16 protein-coding genes are annotated in these 15,014 nt (G+C 51.1%); 5 read left to right on the plus strand and 11 right to left on the minus strand.

The genetic code is table 11. The features are described 5' to 3' along the window. Positions 1 to 3: 3 nt before the first annotated feature. From AC3EA7_RS20835 to leuB, 5 genes are all read left to right on the plus strand, one after another. Entirely contained in the window at positions 4 to 930 is a 927-nt protein-coding gene (locus AC3EA7_RS20835) for a branched-chain amino acid transaminase (protein ID WP_488616000.1), read from the plus strand. 12 nt (positions 931 to 942) lie between these two features. Next, on the plus strand, positions 943 to 2,364 hold the full coding sequence (gene leuC / locus AC3EA7_RS20840) for a 3-isopropylmalate dehydratase large subunit (RefSeq protein WP_488616001.1): 1,422 nt from the start codon (positions 943 to 945) through the stop codon (positions 2,362 to 2,364). Positions 2,365 to 2,877: 513 nt separating this feature from the next. Beyond that, complete coding sequence (gene leuD, locus AC3EA7_RS20845) at positions 2,878 to 3,492, plus strand: 3-isopropylmalate dehydratase small subunit (RefSeq protein WP_488616002.1); 615 nt, start codon at positions 2,878 to 2,880, stop codon at positions 3,490 to 3,492. Between the two features lie 6 nt (positions 3,493 to 3,498). Further along, positions 3,499 to 3,987 carry a YqhA family protein gene (locus AC3EA7_RS20850; RefSeq protein WP_488616003.1) on the plus strand — a complete coding sequence of 163 codons (489 nt, stop codon included), beginning with the start codon at positions 3,499 to 3,501 and terminating at the stop codon, positions 3,985 to 3,987. Between the two features lies 1 nt (position 3,988). After that, positions 3,989 to 5,095, plus strand: coding sequence for a 3-isopropylmalate dehydrogenase (leuB, locus tag AC3EA7_RS20855; RefSeq protein ID WP_488616004.1), 1,107 nt, complete (start codon positions 3,989 to 3,991; stop codon positions 5,093 to 5,095). Positions 5,096 to 5,430: 335 nt separating this feature from the next. Here the strand turns inward: leuB and AC3EA7_RS20860 are convergent, their stop codons facing one another. From AC3EA7_RS20860 to AC3EA7_RS20910, 11 genes are all read right to left on the minus strand, one after another. After that, positions 5,431 to 5,772, minus strand: a complete 342-nt coding sequence (locus AC3EA7_RS20860; protein WP_488616005.1) for a hypothetical protein — start codon at positions 5,770 to 5,772, stop codon at positions 5,431 to 5,433. Positions 5,773 to 5,794: 22 nt separating this feature from the next. Continuing rightward, the gene (locus AC3EA7_RS20865) at positions 5,795 to 7,711 is read right to left on the minus strand and encodes a DNA polymerase (protein WP_488616006.1); all 1,917 of its coding nucleotides are present in this window, start codon (positions 7,709 to 7,711) and stop codon (positions 5,795 to 5,797) included. A gap of 74 nt (positions 7,712 to 7,785) precedes the next feature. Beyond that, complete coding sequence (locus AC3EA7_RS20870) at positions 7,786 to 8,400, minus strand: hypothetical protein (RefSeq protein WP_488616007.1); 615 nt, start codon at positions 8,398 to 8,400, stop codon at positions 7,786 to 7,788. Then, complete coding sequence (locus tag AC3EA7_RS20875) at positions 8,390 to 8,947, minus strand: hypothetical protein (RefSeq protein WP_488616008.1); 558 nt, start codon at positions 8,945 to 8,947, stop codon at positions 8,390 to 8,392. The genes AC3EA7_RS20870 and AC3EA7_RS20875 overlap by 11 nt, the downstream gene beginning before the upstream one ends. A 132-nt stretch (positions 8,948 to 9,079) precedes the next feature. Further along, complete coding sequence (locus AC3EA7_RS20880) at positions 9,080 to 9,283, minus strand: hypothetical protein (RefSeq protein ID WP_488616009.1); 204 nt, start codon at positions 9,281 to 9,283, stop codon at positions 9,080 to 9,082. Positions 9,284 to 9,426: 143 nt separating this feature from the next. Next, a complete protein-coding gene (locus AC3EA7_RS20885; protein ID WP_488616010.1) occupies positions 9,427 to 12,204 on the minus strand; it encodes a hypothetical protein in 2,778 nt (925 codons plus the stop codon). A 72-nt stretch (positions 12,205 to 12,276) separates the two neighbouring features. Continuing rightward, positions 12,277 to 12,489: a hypothetical protein gene (locus AC3EA7_RS20890; RefSeq protein WP_488616011.1), complete on the minus strand. Its 213-nt coding sequence runs from the start codon at positions 12,487 to 12,489 to the stop codon at positions 12,277 to 12,279. Positions 12,490 to 12,847: 358 nt separating this feature from the next. Beyond that, positions 12,848 to 13,294, minus strand: coding sequence for a hypothetical protein (locus tag AC3EA7_RS20895; protein WP_488616012.1), 447 nt, complete (start codon positions 13,292 to 13,294; stop codon positions 12,848 to 12,850). Next, positions 13,291 to 13,644: a hypothetical protein gene (locus AC3EA7_RS20900; protein WP_488616013.1), complete on the minus strand. Its 354-nt coding sequence runs from the start codon at positions 13,642 to 13,644 to the stop codon at positions 13,291 to 13,293. The genes AC3EA7_RS20895 and AC3EA7_RS20900 overlap by 4 nt, the downstream gene beginning before the upstream one ends. 15 nt (positions 13,645 to 13,659) lie before the next feature. After that, on the minus strand, positions 13,660 to 14,163 hold the full coding sequence (locus AC3EA7_RS20905; protein WP_488616014.1) for a hypothetical protein: 504 nt from the start codon (positions 14,161 to 14,163) through the stop codon (positions 13,660 to 13,662). A 177-nt stretch (positions 14,164 to 14,340) separates the two neighbouring features. Next, positions 14,341 to 14,754 (minus strand): hypothetical protein, encoded by a 414-nt coding sequence (locus AC3EA7_RS20910; protein ID WP_488616015.1) that lies wholly within the window; start codon positions 14,752 to 14,754, stop codon positions 14,341 to 14,343. Positions 14,755 to 15,014 lie beyond the last annotated feature (260 nt).

Raw genomic sequence — 15,014 nt, forward strand, 5'->3', positions numbered from 1 at the left:
CCGATGCCAATCCGCGAATCACAGTATATCTGGTTCAACGGCGAGATGGTTCCCTGGGAAAAGGCGACCGTCCACGTGATGACGCATGCCCTGCACTACGGTTCATCGGTGTTCGAGGGCATCCGCTCCTATGCGACGCCACGGGGGGCTGCGATTTTCCGCCTGCGCGAGCATATCCGTCGCTTGTTCGACTCGTGCCGCATCTACCGGATGGAACCATCCTTCACGCCCGATCAGATATTTGACGCCTGCCGCGCCGTAGTACGTGAGAATGGACTGACCAACGCCTACATCCGTCCGCTCATCTGGCGCGGCTATGGTGAAATGGGACTGAACCCGCTCCGCTCACCGGTCGAGGTGATGGTCGCCGCTATGGAATGGGGCGCCTACCTCGGCGCCGAAGGGCTGGAGAATGGCGTGGATGTGCACGTCTCATCCTGGCAGCGAGTGGCGCCGAACACGCTGCCGGCAATGGCAAAAGCTGGCGGCAACTATCTGTCGTCACAATTGATCGTCATGGAAGCAGCGCGCAACGGCTACGCCGAAGGCATCGCGCTCGACGTACACGGCTGGCTCTCCGAAGGATCAGGCGAGAACCTGTTCCTCATCCGCGACGGCGTTATCTACACGCCGCCGGTGACGGCGGCGCTGCTGCCGGGCATCACCCGCGATGCGGTGATCACCCTGGCGCACCAGTTGGGATACGAGGTGCGCGAACAAAACCTGCCGCGCGAAATGCTCTACCTGGCGGACGAACTCTTCTTCACCGGCACTGCGGCTGAAGTGACGCCAATCCGCTCGGTCGATAAACTGCCGGTCGGCGCGGGCAAACGCGGTCCGATCACAACCGCTATTCAAAAGGCGTTCTTTGGCCTCTTCTCCGGCGAAACAGAAGATCGCTGGGGGTGGTTGACGCTGGTTGCACATTAGGGGTTAGAAACTATGCCTCGTACACTGTTCGACAAAATCTGGGACGCCCATATCGTTCGCCCGCAGACGGCGGAAACGCCTGCGGTGCTCTATATCGATCTCCATCTCATTCACGAAGTCACGTCACCCCAGGCGTTCACCGAGTTGCGCCAGCGCGGGTTGAAGGTGCGCCGTCCGGATCGCACCCTGGCGACAATGGACCATTCGACCCCTACGACGCCGCGCGGACCAGACGGGATCATTCCAGTAGTCGATGCGCAGGCGGCAGCGCAACTCCGTCAGCTCGAGCAGAACTGCGCCGAGTTTGGCATTCCGCTGTTTGCACTCGGCAGCGAGTATCAGGGAATCGTCCACGTCATCGGTCCTGAGCAGGGGTTGACCCAACCCGGCATGACCATCGTCTGCGGCGACAGCCACACCAGCACGCACGGCGCCTTCGGCGCGCTGGCGTTCGGCATCGGCACCTCCGAAGTCGCACATGTCCTGGCGACGCAGTGCCTGATCCAGAGCCGCCCCAAAACGATGGAAGTACGCGTCGATGGTCGCCTTGGACCGGGGGTGACCGCCAAAGACATCATTCTGGCGATCATTGCGCGGTACGGCGTCGGCGCAGGCGCCGGGCACGTCTTCGAGTACACCGGCGAGGCGATCCGCGCCCTTTCGATGGAAGAGCGCATGACGATCTGCAACATGTCGATCGAAGGCGGTGCGCGCGCCGGAATGATTGCACCCGATGACACAACGTTCCAATACATTGCCGGGCGCCCCTTCGCGCCAAAAGGCGCAGCCTGGGACGAGGCAGTGGCGTACTGGCGCACCCTGCCGACCGACGAAGGCGCTGTGTACGACCGGACGATCATACTCGACGCCTCGCACCTGATACCGATGATCACATATGGTACCAACCCCGGAATGGGCATGCCAATCGATGGGCGCATCCCGACACCGGAAGAACTGCCTGATCCGGCGGCGCGCCAGGCGCTCGACAAGGCGCTGCGCTATATGGACCTGCGCCCTGGTCAGTCGCTGCTCGGTCACAAGATCGATGTCGTCTTCCTCGGCAGCTGCACCAACTCGCGCATTTCGGACCTGCGCCTGGCGGCAAGCATCCTGAAAGGGCGCAAAGTCGCCGACGGCGTGCGCATGATGGTTGTGCCCGGATCGCAGCAGGTGAAGAAACAGGCGGAATCCGAAGGGCTGGACGCCATCTTTCGCGCCGCCGGCGCCGAATGGCGCGAAGCAGGTTGCTCCGCCTGCCTCGGCATGAACGACGACAAGGTTCCGCCAGGCAAATACGCCGTGTCAACCAGCAACCGCAACTTTGAAGGTCGCCAGGGACCCGGCGCACGCACCTTCCTCGCAAGCCCGCTCACAGCCGTCGCATCCGCTATCGAAGGCGCCGTCGCCGATCCGCGGAGGTATGTTAGGGATTAGGGATTAGGGCTTAGGGGTTAGGCTGGTCGCTGCGGCAATCCTGTTAGTCGGGGCGCGGTATGTTAGGGATTAGGAGTCAGGGATTAGGGATTAGGCGCTCTCAATCTCCGCGCGCCTGCCCGTCCTGATGCGTATGTTAGGGATTAGGAGTCAGGGATTAGGGATTAGGGGTTAGAGCAATGAGATCAACGCACTTAACCCTTAACTTAGAGCCTATCCAAAAAATCACTGCGTGCGACGGAGTAGGCGAAGGCAATGCCTTCGCCTACCCGACTCATCCTAACGTGCAGTCAGTCAGACAAGATGTTTGAGTGCCGGTTCGCAAGGAGCGCCAGTCAATATGCATCAGAAGTCCGTGTCGCAGACGCATGACCCGTGCAGTGGCATCAGCAGCCCTAGCGCGACTTTCATTTGCCTCAGCGAGGGCTTTCGCCCGCAGCGCCCTGGGGTCTGCCGCGCGCCCGGCAGTATTGTACGAATGACTTAGTATCAGTTCTCTTTCAGGAGCACGACATGCAACCCATTTCAGTCATCACTGGGCGTATTGTCGCCCTGCCGGTGCAGGACATCGACACCGATCAGATCATTCCTGCCCGTTATCTCAAAGTCACCGACAAATCAGGTCTGGCGGAGGGATTGTTCTACGCCTGGCGCTTCGACGCCGAGGGCAAGCCCAACCCCGATTTCGTTCTCAACCGTCCAGAGGCGCAGGGAGCGACGATCCTGGTCGCCGGGCGCAACTTCGGCTGCGGTTCATCGCGCGAGCACGCCCCCTGGGCATTGCAGGGGTATGGCTTCAAGGCGGTCATCAGCCCCTCCTTCGCCGATATCTTCCGCAACAATGCGTTGAAGAACGGACTGCTGACCGTTCAGGTGGATGAAGACACGTATCAGCAACTGGTCAGTCTGTTCGAGGAAGACCCGACCACCGAAGTAACCATTGACCTGGCGGCGCAGACGGTGACGCTCCCCGATGGACGGCAGACGCACTTTCCCATCGATCCGTTCACCAGACACTGCCTGCTGCACGGCGTCGATCAACTGGGGTTTCTGCTGAACGAAGAAACCGCCATCGCTGCGTACGAAGCCGTACATCCGGCGCGCGTCGTTACTACAGCCAGGAGTTGACACCGAATGACGCGCCTGATTGGGCTTATGCGCTACATCGTTATCGTCGCCGTGCTGGTGACGCTTGTCGCAGCAACAGCGCTCATCCTGTTCGGCGCTGTTGAAACATTCGTTATCATTCGAGATGTCTTCTCAAAAGGCGAGTTCACCGCAAAGGTTGCCAAGACCCTGTTGTTGAGTTTCATCGAGATCACCGACATCTTCCTGCTAGCGACAGTGCTTTACATCGTCGCACTGGGATTGTACGAATTGTTCATCGACGACCGGGTGCCGGTGCCGCGCTGGCTCGAAATTCACACCCTCGACGATCTGAAAGACAAACTGATCAGCGTCGTCATTGTCGTCATCGGCGTCGGATTCCTCGGTCAATTCACCACCTGGAACGGCGAGACAAACCTGCTCATCTCCGGTGGCGGAGCGGCGCTGGTTATCGCAGCATTGACGTTCTTCCTGACTCAGAAGAGCAAAAAAGAAAAAGATAAAACGGAGCAGTAAGATGCAGGCAGTGATCACAGCGCTTCCCGGCGACGGGATCGGACCAGAGGTCGTGGCGGAGGGGATGCGCGTATTGCGCGCCGTCGGCGAGCGATTCAGACACGTCTTCGAAGTGCGTGAGGCGCTGATCGGCGGCTGCGCCATCGACGCGACCGGCACAGCGCTTCCTGCCGAAACGCTCCAACTGTGCCGCGCGTCGGACGCCGTCCTCCTCGGCGCAGTCGGCGGACCCAAATGGGACAACCCGGAGGCGCCGGTGCGTCCCGAACAGGGACTGCTCGGCATCCGCAAGGCGCTGGGGCTTTTCGCCAACCTGCGACCGGTGACGCTCCATCCGCGTCTGATCGCCGCATCGCCGTTGCGCCCGGAGCGGTTGCAGGGTGTCGATCTCCTGGTAGTGCGTGAACTGACCGGCGGCATCTACTTTGGCGAAAAAGGGCGCGATACCGCATCAGACGGTAGCGAAAGCGCGTATGACGAATGCGTCTACACTACTGACGAGATCGAGCGCATTGTACGGGTTGCGGCAACCCTGGCGCGCAACCGGCGCAAAAAACTGACTTCGGTGGACAAAGCGAATGTCCTGGAGACCTCGCGATTGTGGCGCAGCGTCACGACGCGCCTGATGCGCGACGAATTCCCCGACGTGCAGCTCGACCACATGCTGGTCGACGCCTGCGCTATGCACCTCATCCGACGCCCGGCAGACTTCGACGTTATTGTCACCGAAAACATGTTCGGCGACATTCTGACCGACGAAGCCTCGATGCTGGCGGGATCGATGGGGATGCTGCCTTCTGCATCGCTTGGCGCACCCGGTAATGGCGGGAAAGCCACACGAATGGGATTATACGAACCCATCCACGGCTCGGCGCCTGACATTGCCGGCAAAGGGATCGCCAATCCCATGGCGACTATTCTGAGCGTCGCGCTGCTGTTGCGCCATTCGTTAGGGCTGGAAGACGAAGCGCGCGCCGTAGAAACCGCAGTCTGGCGCACCCTGGAGGCAGGGATCGTCACTGGCGACATTGCTGCGCCTGACGAGCGCAGCGCCACGACCGCCGAAGTCGGCGCAGCAGTAGCAGCGCGGATCAGCGACATTCAATGAGGAAGAGATCGTCAAACACGCATCGAGAGCAATGCTCTCGCAACTCGCCAGCGTCATGCCCCAAACGCCGCATTCCAAAACCGGCGTGTCAAGAGTTTTTAGCGGTATTCTGCGCTTCAGAAAGGGATAGCATATGCCTCGCAACTTGACGCGGTTTTTGCGCAAAAAGCGAGTTGCGAAACGCGCATGTTCATGCTATGATCAAGGCGGTGTAGCGACGCACCAGGAAGGCTCAGGAGCGGCGAAGAGCTGCCATTGCGACGGATCACATAGGGAGAAGAGGTTGCGGGGTCCGGAGTTTCGGAATTTTCGGCTCGCAGAAGAGCACTGAAATATCAATAAAACTCGTCTGAATGTTTCGGAAAACGCCCTACTCGGCGCAAGGCGTCTTTTTTGACGTTTACATCTTTACTTTTCAAGTCAATGAACACTTTTTGTATTAAATCTGCGTCACGGCGCGTAAACTGGCGTATCTTCGTTTCTCGAATATAATCGCGTACAATCGAGCCAGCACTTGTATTCAATGCTTGTTGCAACCTTTCTTTCCGTTGAGCATCGTCGAGGCTTCGCAATATTGCATCACGTTGTCGACGCGATACTTCTTTTCCTGACATGAGGTCAACGTACCGTTCGGCAGTTCCCGAAAGGCGCATAAACCCACCTAACAACCCACGCATAGTTTTCCCCCTTTACCTATAACTATGCGTAATCTTGGTTATCTTCGTGTTCTGCTATTATTTCTTCGTATTCTAGATTACGCGGCATTTCCGAAGGCAATTCGTAGAAAAAGTCGTAAGAAATGGCACTGGTACTCAATAATTGCCGTGCAGCCTTCGTAATGTCAATATCTACGGGAGAACGCTTTTCGACGGGGTATAATTTCACTTCACGGGTTTCTTCGACAAACCGCCCACGTTGTACAAAGACTTCGTCTGATATCGATGCACGGCGGAAACCAATGAATCTTGTTTGGGGAATAGTAATCGACTTGGCGTTCGTCGTATATCCTTCGACTATGCGTGCAAACAGTTCTTCCTTTGACACTTTGCGCAAATCAATTCCCCGCGTTTTTGCTTCGATATTTCCATTTTCGTCGAACAAGAAGTACAATCCTGAATAAACAAACAATCCTGCACTGTATTTCTCATAAGAATACTCGCCCATTGCTTTCGACGTGTTGAGCGGCAATTCACGCGTTGAATAAATACCATCCGTATTTATCGAAATAATGTCGTCGTTAAACGTAATTGCCACTTTGTACAATGCCGCGCGCGTCGTGCTGGTGATATGTCCTGCATACACCATATTGACGCACACAGGTATTTCTTCTTCTTCTTCATCAAACCGTTGCGCCATTTTTCCGTAAATGCTATTTAATCCTAATTTCAACGCTAACTGCTCTCCTATTTTACCTTCTTCCTTCAAAACGCGTCGTTTTTCGTAATAGTCTCGAATAAATGCAAACGGCCTTTCTTTACCGTAAAAAACCAAAAGTTTTTCTATCGTCACGTACCGGCGAATACTCGTGCCGAACACTGACATTGCAGCGTAAAACTCCGGTAAATGTACGTATCCGTTTCCTTTCTGTGGGAAAAATACACGTCCTCCGAATCGGTACGGGAATGGATAGACAGTTGCTTCAGGAAAATGCCAAACTACTTTAGCAACTCCTATCTCTGGCTTATAACGCGCAAGATACTGGTACGCGTCTTTTTCTTCGACGAGTTTATATCGGTCAAGCGAATGCATGTCGGTTATGACTGCAGGGTACGCGCTATTAATATCGTAGTTGTGCACAGTCGCATGATGAAAGCCAAAACGTATTTGTTCAATTCTTCCGCCGAAATAAGCGCCGTAAACAAGCGCTTTTATTTCGGGCTCTTCATTATACGCTTGCCACTTTCGTCGTTGTTCTTTAGAAATGTGTTTTGAAAGGATTGTTGCTGCCACACTGCCTGCACCGTTATAAGCGCCTAACGGCCTCTCAATTGCATTCTTCACACTGTCGCGTATTTTAAAAAAGAGTTTACATGTATACATCAATTCAAGTCGTGTATACTTCAGTGTCTCTTCGAGTTGAAACGCCGTGCCACGTCGTTCCTTACCGACTTTTATCGTGATGTAGTCTTCGTGGGGAATGTCAATCTTCCAGTTTTCCAACGATTTGAGCAATGACGTTTGACAAAAACCAAAAATATCGTTTATCTGCGCCGAAACTGCGTTTGATTTTACCCAAAGTCGTTTTCCGTACCGTAAGGCTACGGCGTATTTTTTATGCCCCATCACCTTCCCACGTTTCAACAGTTCTAACTCTTCGCGCGTAAAATCGTACAAGATATGCGTAATGTCGTAATTGAACGCAAATGAGATAAAAATGCTCTTGGGATACTTTTCTTTGACTTCTAAAATAAAATCAAGACATTGTTCGGTTCGCAAGCCTTCGGGGTTGTACACATACATAAAATTACTTTCATTTCCCGCGCATAAGAGTGTGTATATGTGCGTATCCCCCATATCATAGCCTTCACCGTCAAAGGCTATGACGGCAGTGTTTTTCGCACGGCTTGCCCGCATACGCGCGGCATTGCTGTCCCAGATACGCCGCCTGCCTGCCATTGGAACGTCCTTTCCCCAAAAACGTAAAAACCCCTAACGCTGTCGGACGTTAGGGGTTTGGGTACGGCATTTCGTCAGAGAAGCCAGGGCTCAAAGTAGTGACTCTCTAGGACAGTCCATGCGTTTTCCCATTTGTCTGCGAGAATAGCATGGGTTATCGTCGAGTGTTCGGTACGGGGGTAGTAGTATGGAACTGCCTCAGGCTTGTAGTACAGGCGTATGACATACTCGTCCTCAGTGACTTCCAGTATCTTGCGCGTCAGATGCAGTTCGCCGAACGTGCCGTCCCATGTCCACGTGTCGTAAACGAGAGTGTTGGAAAACGCGTTTCCATCTTTCACTACTTCGATTTTTGCGAACTGCACGTTCCAAAACGCGAGTCTGTTGATGGCTTCGCCGTAATAGAACGCGAACTCGGTTGCGGTCATATTGCCGACATGGAAGGCTAAGGCGCCTTCCCAAGAGCGCACGAGTGTAGCGGCTGAAACCAACTCGTTCCCGTCCCAGACTGCTGCCGTCCCGTTCGGGTACCGGATAACCCGTTGGGTTATGCCCGCCAACAGGATATCGGCACTCTCGAACGTCCAGGCTTTGTATTCGTTTTCGATGTCTAATACGTCCTTATGCGTCATAAAGGTTCGCATGTTCAGGACTTCTTTGACCTGACTCACGGTGCTTTTAGTCTTCATCGTCTTTCTCCCCTTTCTGGTTTTCAAGTTTTTGTGCTTCAAGCGCCTCAATGGCGCTGTCGTACTGTTCGCTTTCTTCAGCGTTCATAAAACACATCAAGATGTACTCATAGGCGTCACGGTATGTAAACGTGACGTTGGGCATGTTTGTCGTACTTACTCGTTCGCGAAAGTGCAGTAACGCTGATGGAACAGACAGAACGCGTGGCATATGCACCATCGCCGTGCTATCGAACTTCTTGACACGCGCAAAAAAGGCTGCACGTGCCTGCCGACTACTACGGAACATTTCCATCGTTCCGTAGGGGGTATAGACGACGTACCGTGTTCGCCGTGAGGGAACGCGTTCCATCAGTTCTATTAATTCTTGGGCCATTCCCAATTTGTGGGGGAAAAAGAAGGACTCCAGCGTGTCAACAGCCACGTCCTTCGCATCGGCTGTAACCCCCAACGCCTTGAGCGACTTTGCGCGAACAAACGTGCGCGAATGCACAGGTACTATCCGTCGGTGCAGTTCTGTCTCTTGATACAGCGTTAAGATGTACATGGGTATTCTCCTTTGCTCCGAACTGATTAATTACTGTGCGTCCAGCATACCAAGATTTGTCTTAGGCGTCAATGATAAACTCCTGATAAACACCTGATAAACTCCTGATAAACACCTGATAAATTGGTGATATTACGCCTCTCGTTCCCGTTCTGAAAGTAATTCTAACACTTCTGAAAGTGCGAACAATGCGGCTTCGAGCGGTTCTGCGTAGTCTGGCGCTTCGTTGGCATGGTAAATGTCGATAACTGCTTTTATCTGCGCCATTGCTTTTAACAAGTTATTCTGTGAATTATTGAGAAATTGCTTGATTGCGTAACGGGTTTGGCGTGGCATTGCTTTTTATCTCTTTCTGTATTGTTTTAAGGATACGCAGTTTTTTCGACGTTCTGCCACGTTGTACCGCAACCAACAACGTTGCAGCATCGCAATCACGGCATTCAGGGTCTTGCAAGTCTCTGAGCAATTGTTCGAGATGTTCAACGTTTTTCATCTTCGTTCTCACTTTCGTCAGTGTATAAATCAATATACACGTCTGATACGTCATTCCCCAGCAATATCGCTTCAAACTGTTCACGGGTTATTTTTCCTTGTTTGTACCATTTACGTCCTTCTGACAAGGAAGGAATGCGCGCGTTCAGCAAACGCAAGAAACTCATTTCTGTTACTTGACGCTCAATCCCTTCGTCGTTCATTCCCAGTTCGCGCAGAACGCGTCGCACTGATTTTTCATCAATTGCATACTTCTCGAACGCTTTTGTAAGTTGCGCTACGACTTGCATGTCGTCTTCGTAGTCGTCTTCTAACGCAAATATCGCTAAGTACGAACGCGCTTGCTGTTCGGTCAATCCAGCATTCATCAACAACGAGATTGCAGCATCGTCAGACAAAAAATTGTCCTTGTAGGCGTTTTCGACGTATTTGATGGTACGGCGCAGTATCTCTTGTGTTGCTTGTTTGCTCTCTTCGCTGATGTTCCCGGCAGTACTCATTTTCAAAAACAGTTCTGCATCTTCAGCAGAATAGCGCAACGTCATAAGTCTGTTTTTTGCCTCTTCACGACTGATAATTCCGTGACGATAGGCATTGAGAATCTCAGTTTTTGTTACACTGCGCGTTTTTGATTGTTCGTCGTCATCTTCTTGCGCTGACAAACGTGTCGTGAAATCTGTGAGCCGGCGCGCGTTTTCAGGATTGTAGCCCAGGTCTAAGTACGCTTCGTACACTTCTTTTTCGGAAATAACGCCAGTTTGGTACATTCGACGCACATCGACGCGCGTGAGCGGATTGTACGCCATTTCTATCATTTTCTCCCGCCAAAACCTCGGAACATCGTTAAACTTCAATAACATTTCTAACTGTTCTTTGGTAATAATTCTACGATGATACATTTCATAACCTTGTGTATTGGACGGTAAATCCCACGATGCTGCCCAATACCATTTTATTTCATGGTCTTTTAAACCATAAGCCTTGCCGTACTCAAGAAACTCACTTGGCAGTTCTTCAAGCAGTTGATAGTTATTGACGTATTCACTGTTGAACACGTCTTTTAACCCGAATCGAATCAAATCTGAAAGAGGCGGCATTCTGTGTGTCAATTGCTTGATAAATGCAATATCACGGTCACGATAGCCAGTTTCGCGCAGAAGTGTTGCAAACTGATTATCGTCGATGAACGAACGATTGTACAGTTCGATAATTGCTTCTAACCCCAAATTGTGCAAGTTTTGCGCAAACAACACATCTACGTCTTGGTCATCATAGCCGCGCGCGCGCAGAATAGAACGCGCTTGTGATGGATCAAGTACGTTTTGATACGCCGCATTGACGATTTGTGTGTCGCTGGTTGTTGGACGCGCAAACTCAAGCGCGTAACGAAACGTTTCACTTGCAATACCATTTTGTCGCGCAAGTTGTTCTGCGTTACTTGCGTCAATTCGATTATCCCACACAGCATTGACAATTTGATCGATACTCAGTTTTTCTTCTGATGCAGCAATAACGCTATCCAACAAGTCGCTTGCAATTCCTGTTTTTGCTGCCATGCTTCGCGCTTGATCAATCGTCATTGCGCGCATTGCAACAGCGTTTGCTAGTGTTTCGACAGCCAGCGTTCCCGACAATGCACGTGCGTAAGCGCGGTTTCTCACGTTTGCAAGATACGGTTCAGCAACAATCGGAATGGCGCTTGAAAGAACGTTTGCTAATGCAAGAGAGGCGAATAGCGCGTATGGAATGTTGCTGTCGCTGAACAATTTGGACAGCGTTTGGACAACTGAGGCAATATCGTCATAATCACCGCGCAAAATCAGTTCTGTTGCGCCTAATGCGCCGCTTGCGATAAAACCTGCATGTTGCTCGACCGTTTGGTGCGTAAGTTTTACAAAGTCAATAAATCCTTGATAATATCCTTTCAAAGCCGTTACGATATTGTTCCATTCGTTTTCCAAAAACGTAATCGCTTCTGAGATTTTTTGAGCGATAAAATCACGTGTTATCTGAAACCCCAGTTTGACTTTTTGTACGGCGTCTTCCACGGCGTTAACAATAAAAGCTTTGGTTTGTTCAAACACGGTTATGATAGTCTGCTTTGCGTTTTCAACAAGTGTTGTAACTGTTTGCGTAATACTGCGTTCAATCGTATTGTATACCGCCACAAGAGTGTTGTAGATAGTACGTATTTCGCCATACACTTTTCCTACCACATTGCTGAATTCAGTAACAACACGAACAACACTTTCGGTTACGGCGGTACGCACAAATTCGAGAGTACGATTGACGTTTGTGTAGACTGCAACGCTCAATCCTTCAATTCCTGTCTTGACGTTCTGAACCGCAGTGTTCACGAACGATGCTGCAGTGTTGATAGCATTTTCTATCCCACGCCCAACAGTAGCCGTTGCATTGTTGACAAACGTTGCTGCGGCATTGACAGCGTTTGTTATTCCTTTCTGCGCCATGTCCACAGCATTGTTCGCCATAGTTTTTGCAGTGTTAATTGTCGACGCTATTGCATTTTGTGTCGTGGTTATCGTATCCGCCACGACATTGCGCGTTAACGTTACTGCTTTGTCGATACCAGTCTGCATAGCATTCACAACGTTTTGTGTTGTTTGTGCCGCAACGTTAACGACAGTTTCGATTCCTTTCTGAATGTTCGTTCCGATATCATTGGCAGTGTTGACAGCGGTATTGACGCCTGCGCTTATTGCGTTTCGTATATCGTCAACAATGTCTTGCAGTGGGTTGCTCATAATCTTTCCTTTCTAACAAAAAACGCGCAATGCCCGTGATTGCGCGTTTTGGTGATGATACGTAAAAAAAGGTTACGAAGAACGGTTTGTCGGACGCTGATTGTCGTACACTGCAAGCAATGCGCGAATCCGTTGTTCTGTTTCAAGAAGGCGCGCTTTCTCTTCCGCAACATTGATTCCCGCACGCTCAGCAAGAGCAATTGACTGTTTGAGCGATTCGATATTCGTGAGTTCTTGCTTCAATGCCGCAAGTTGCGCGCTGTCGGGCATGATGATGTTTGCCATACGTATTCTCCTTTTTTACATTATAGGTAAATATACCTGTAGTGCGCGATATAATCTACTGGAATCTGATTAAGATTGGTAAACCCGTAGTACAAAATCATATCAGGCAGGGAGTGTAGGGGTATTGGTACGGTAAGTTCGGTTGGGGAACTGACCGAGAAAATAAACCGGAAGACGTTTTCAGTGTCAAAAAACCCTATATAGATACCAGTTTGTGGACGATTTGTAGGTATTGTGGCGATTCGGATTCCTTCTACAATTCCTCTTACGTTCGTGTTGGGTAGGAAGGGAAAAAGCACAGTCCCCGTATCTGCGGGAACTCTATGTACGTTAGTTACGTAGTGTGCATACGTGATGTTCATCGCGCATTACTGATGATAAGAGCAATATTCGTAATACTTGTGGCTACTGCGTAGAGAGGATCGATATATCCCGCAAGCGTCACAGTTTCGCCTGATACAAGTGGATGGCTATTGGACCACTCGAGAGGCGTCGTTTTTCCAAGGGACAGCCTTGCTGCACCGATATTTTTGGCAATGACTTGTCGCCGCCTCGAGTCAGCAGGAAGTATTAAAACTACAGCCGGTCCTACTTGAGTGGTAAAAAACGTTGTTTCGTACACTTCATTCTGTACAACTTCCAGTTTGCCTCCTTGCGTAATTAACGGCGTCCAAATGCGCGAAACGGTGTCGTAAACGAACAATCGCGCAATCGTCTGTATTGCGTCGTCTGAAACGATGAGCGGTTTCGGAATCGAGTCTGTTTCGACGTTGAGTCGCTCAAAATCTGGCGTAAGGATTTTCATTGTGAAATACGTGTAGCCGCAAGGACAAGCGTAATCGTGTTCGTAGCCCCACTTACATCTCTTACGTCAATGTAGAGCGTGATAGCGCCCGCCAGTTTCGGTTTTGTTGGAAACGCGCGAAACCGGTCAAAACCGATAATCTGAGACGGAAGTGGGTTTTGTGCGCTCAGATTGCCGTAGAGACGTCCACTGCTGTCGCTAATCGACGTAATCGCGAACGCGCCGCTACTATGTGCGTACAGTTCTTCCAAAACAAGTTCTTCGTTGCGCGGTACGGAATGTTGCAGTGTTCCACTTGCGTTCGGTGCAAGTAAAACGCGCAAACTAACGAAGTAGGGATTTTCCGCCATTTGTAATTTTTCCTTTTAGTTGGTACGCAACACGCCGATAAGCAAAAGATGAACGTTCGTTGGCGTCGTTAGCGCCGTTCCTTGAAAAATGCGCGGTCGAAAGTTATCGCCGCCACGTATAACGATAGGAATATCCAACTCAAACCCGTTCGCATCAAGCCCGACACTTGCTGCGTTTGTTGCAGTTGCTTGTGTATAATGGCCACCGAATGCGGTATAGGAGACAAAGACTTTCAGTGGCGCTTTGAGCACAACACGGTCAATCAGGCGAAACTCGAAAAAGCCGTTTACGAACCAACTTGTGCTATCCGCCTGCGACATTACCGCGTCAGGCGTAATAGCGATTTTTCGGATTTCAAACTCTTCGTTGACAGGCAATTGTCCTGCCGCACGCGAATTAGTCGCACTTTCAGTCGCTGTTGCAGTTGCACCTTGTGCGACTTGAAACAGCACATGTTCGACGTTTGCAGACGTTCCGAACGTTACGCGGTCATAGAGTACGAAACTGAAGTCAGGCATGATGAGTCACCTTTTTCCATTGTTCCGCCACTTTCGCTTGATAAAGAACGAAAGTTGCTTGATAACGTAATCTAGTACACGAACGATAAAAGCAATGACGAACTCTTTGTTCGCGACAATAAAATCGCGTAAAAGAGCCAACAATTCGCGCAGAAAGTCTTTCAAACCGTTCATAGCCTATTTCCGCTTGTACTGCGACATAAGCCGCACGGCAGTCACCATACGCTGAATATTCTGTTCGAGCGTTGCGCTTGGCAATTGTTTGACTTGCTGTGAAACCTGTTCTGCATACGGCAGAAAATCGCGCAGAAACGTTTCCATTTTGGGCATGCTCTCCTGAGCCCCCTGCGCAATGCGCGGGACACCTTTACTGATGTACGCGCGCTTCCAATCTGCCAGCGTTACACGATTAAGCCCGTTCTGCCATTTTTCGACACTACGCTGTACGCCGGCAACGTACTTATCAGCCGATTGCGCCGCTTTTGCTGTCGGCGCTTCGGTAACGGCGTTTGCGCCTTCTACCATTGACTGCGTCGAGTTCGTAAGATTGTTTGCCCATTTTCGAGCAACGTCAGATGCGTTCTTCGGCATGTTTGTACCTTTTTTCAGTCATATCAAAACGTTCTGAAGGGTCCATGCGTTAAGGGGAGAAAGAGGCGTTTTGGCAGGCAAAGGGAGGATATGCAGCAGTATGCGACAAGAACCGCACGAACCCTTCATTGAGTCCATTGTAACACAAGGAATTGTTCTTTGCAAGTGTTCGCGTAGTTGTGTCCTGTTGAGATTAGTGTTCAAAACGAGGGGACGGTGCCGGGGCAATCCGAAAACGGATAAACGCACGCTCAGGTTTT

The sequence above is a fragment of the Roseiflexus sp. genome, from assembly GCF_057785375.1.

Coding starts and splice junctions, on each gene's coding strand:
- AC3EA7_RS20835 (WP_488616000.1), top strand. CDS start 4: ATGCCAATCCGCGAATCACAGTATATCTGGTTCAACGGCGAGATGGTT.
- leuC (WP_488616001.1), top strand. CDS start 943: ATGCCTCGTACACTGTTCGACAAAATCTGGGACGCCCATATCGTTCGC.
- leuD (WP_488616002.1), top strand. CDS start 2,878: ATGCAACCCATTTCAGTCATCACTGGGCGTATTGTCGCCCTGCCGGTG.
- AC3EA7_RS20850 (WP_488616003.1), top strand. CDS start 3,499: ATGACGCGCCTGATTGGGCTTATGCGCTACATCGTTATCGTCGCCGTG.
- leuB (WP_488616004.1), top strand. CDS start 3,989: ATGCAGGCAGTGATCACAGCGCTTCCCGGCGACGGGATCGGACCAGAG.
- AC3EA7_RS20860 (WP_488616005.1), bottom strand. CDS start 5,772: ATGCGTGGGTTGTTAGGTGGGTTTATGCGCCTTTCGGGAACTGCCGAA.
- AC3EA7_RS20865 (WP_488616006.1), bottom strand. CDS start 7,711: ATGGCAGGCAGGCGGCGTATCTGGGACAGCAATGCCGCGCGTATGCGG.
- AC3EA7_RS20870 (WP_488616007.1), bottom strand. CDS start 8,400: ATGAAGACTAAAAGCACCGTGAGTCAGGTCAAAGAAGTCCTGAACATG.
- AC3EA7_RS20875 (WP_488616008.1), bottom strand. CDS start 8,947: ATGTACATCTTAACGCTGTATCAAGAGACAGAACTGCACCGACGGATA.
- AC3EA7_RS20880 (WP_488616009.1), bottom strand. CDS start 9,283: ATGCCACGCCAAACCCGTTACGCAATCAAGCAATTTCTCAATAATTCA.
- AC3EA7_RS20885 (WP_488616010.1), bottom strand. CDS start 12,204: ATGAGCAACCCACTGCAAGACATTGTTGACGATATACGAAACGCAATA.
- AC3EA7_RS20890 (WP_488616011.1), bottom strand. CDS start 12,489: ATGGCAAACATCATCATGCCCGACAGCGCGCAACTTGCGGCATTGAAG.
- AC3EA7_RS20895 (WP_488616012.1), bottom strand. CDS start 13,294: ATGAAAATCCTTACGCCAGATTTTGAGCGACTCAACGTCGAAACAGAC.
- AC3EA7_RS20900 (WP_488616013.1), bottom strand. CDS start 13,644: ATGGCGGAAAATCCCTACTTCGTTAGTTTGCGCGTTTTACTTGCACCG.
- AC3EA7_RS20905 (WP_488616014.1), bottom strand. CDS start 14,163: ATGCCTGACTTCAGTTTCGTACTCTATGACCGCGTAACGTTCGGAACG.
- AC3EA7_RS20910 (WP_488616015.1), bottom strand. CDS start 14,754: ATGCCGAAGAACGCATCTGACGTTGCTCGAAAATGGGCAAACAATCTT.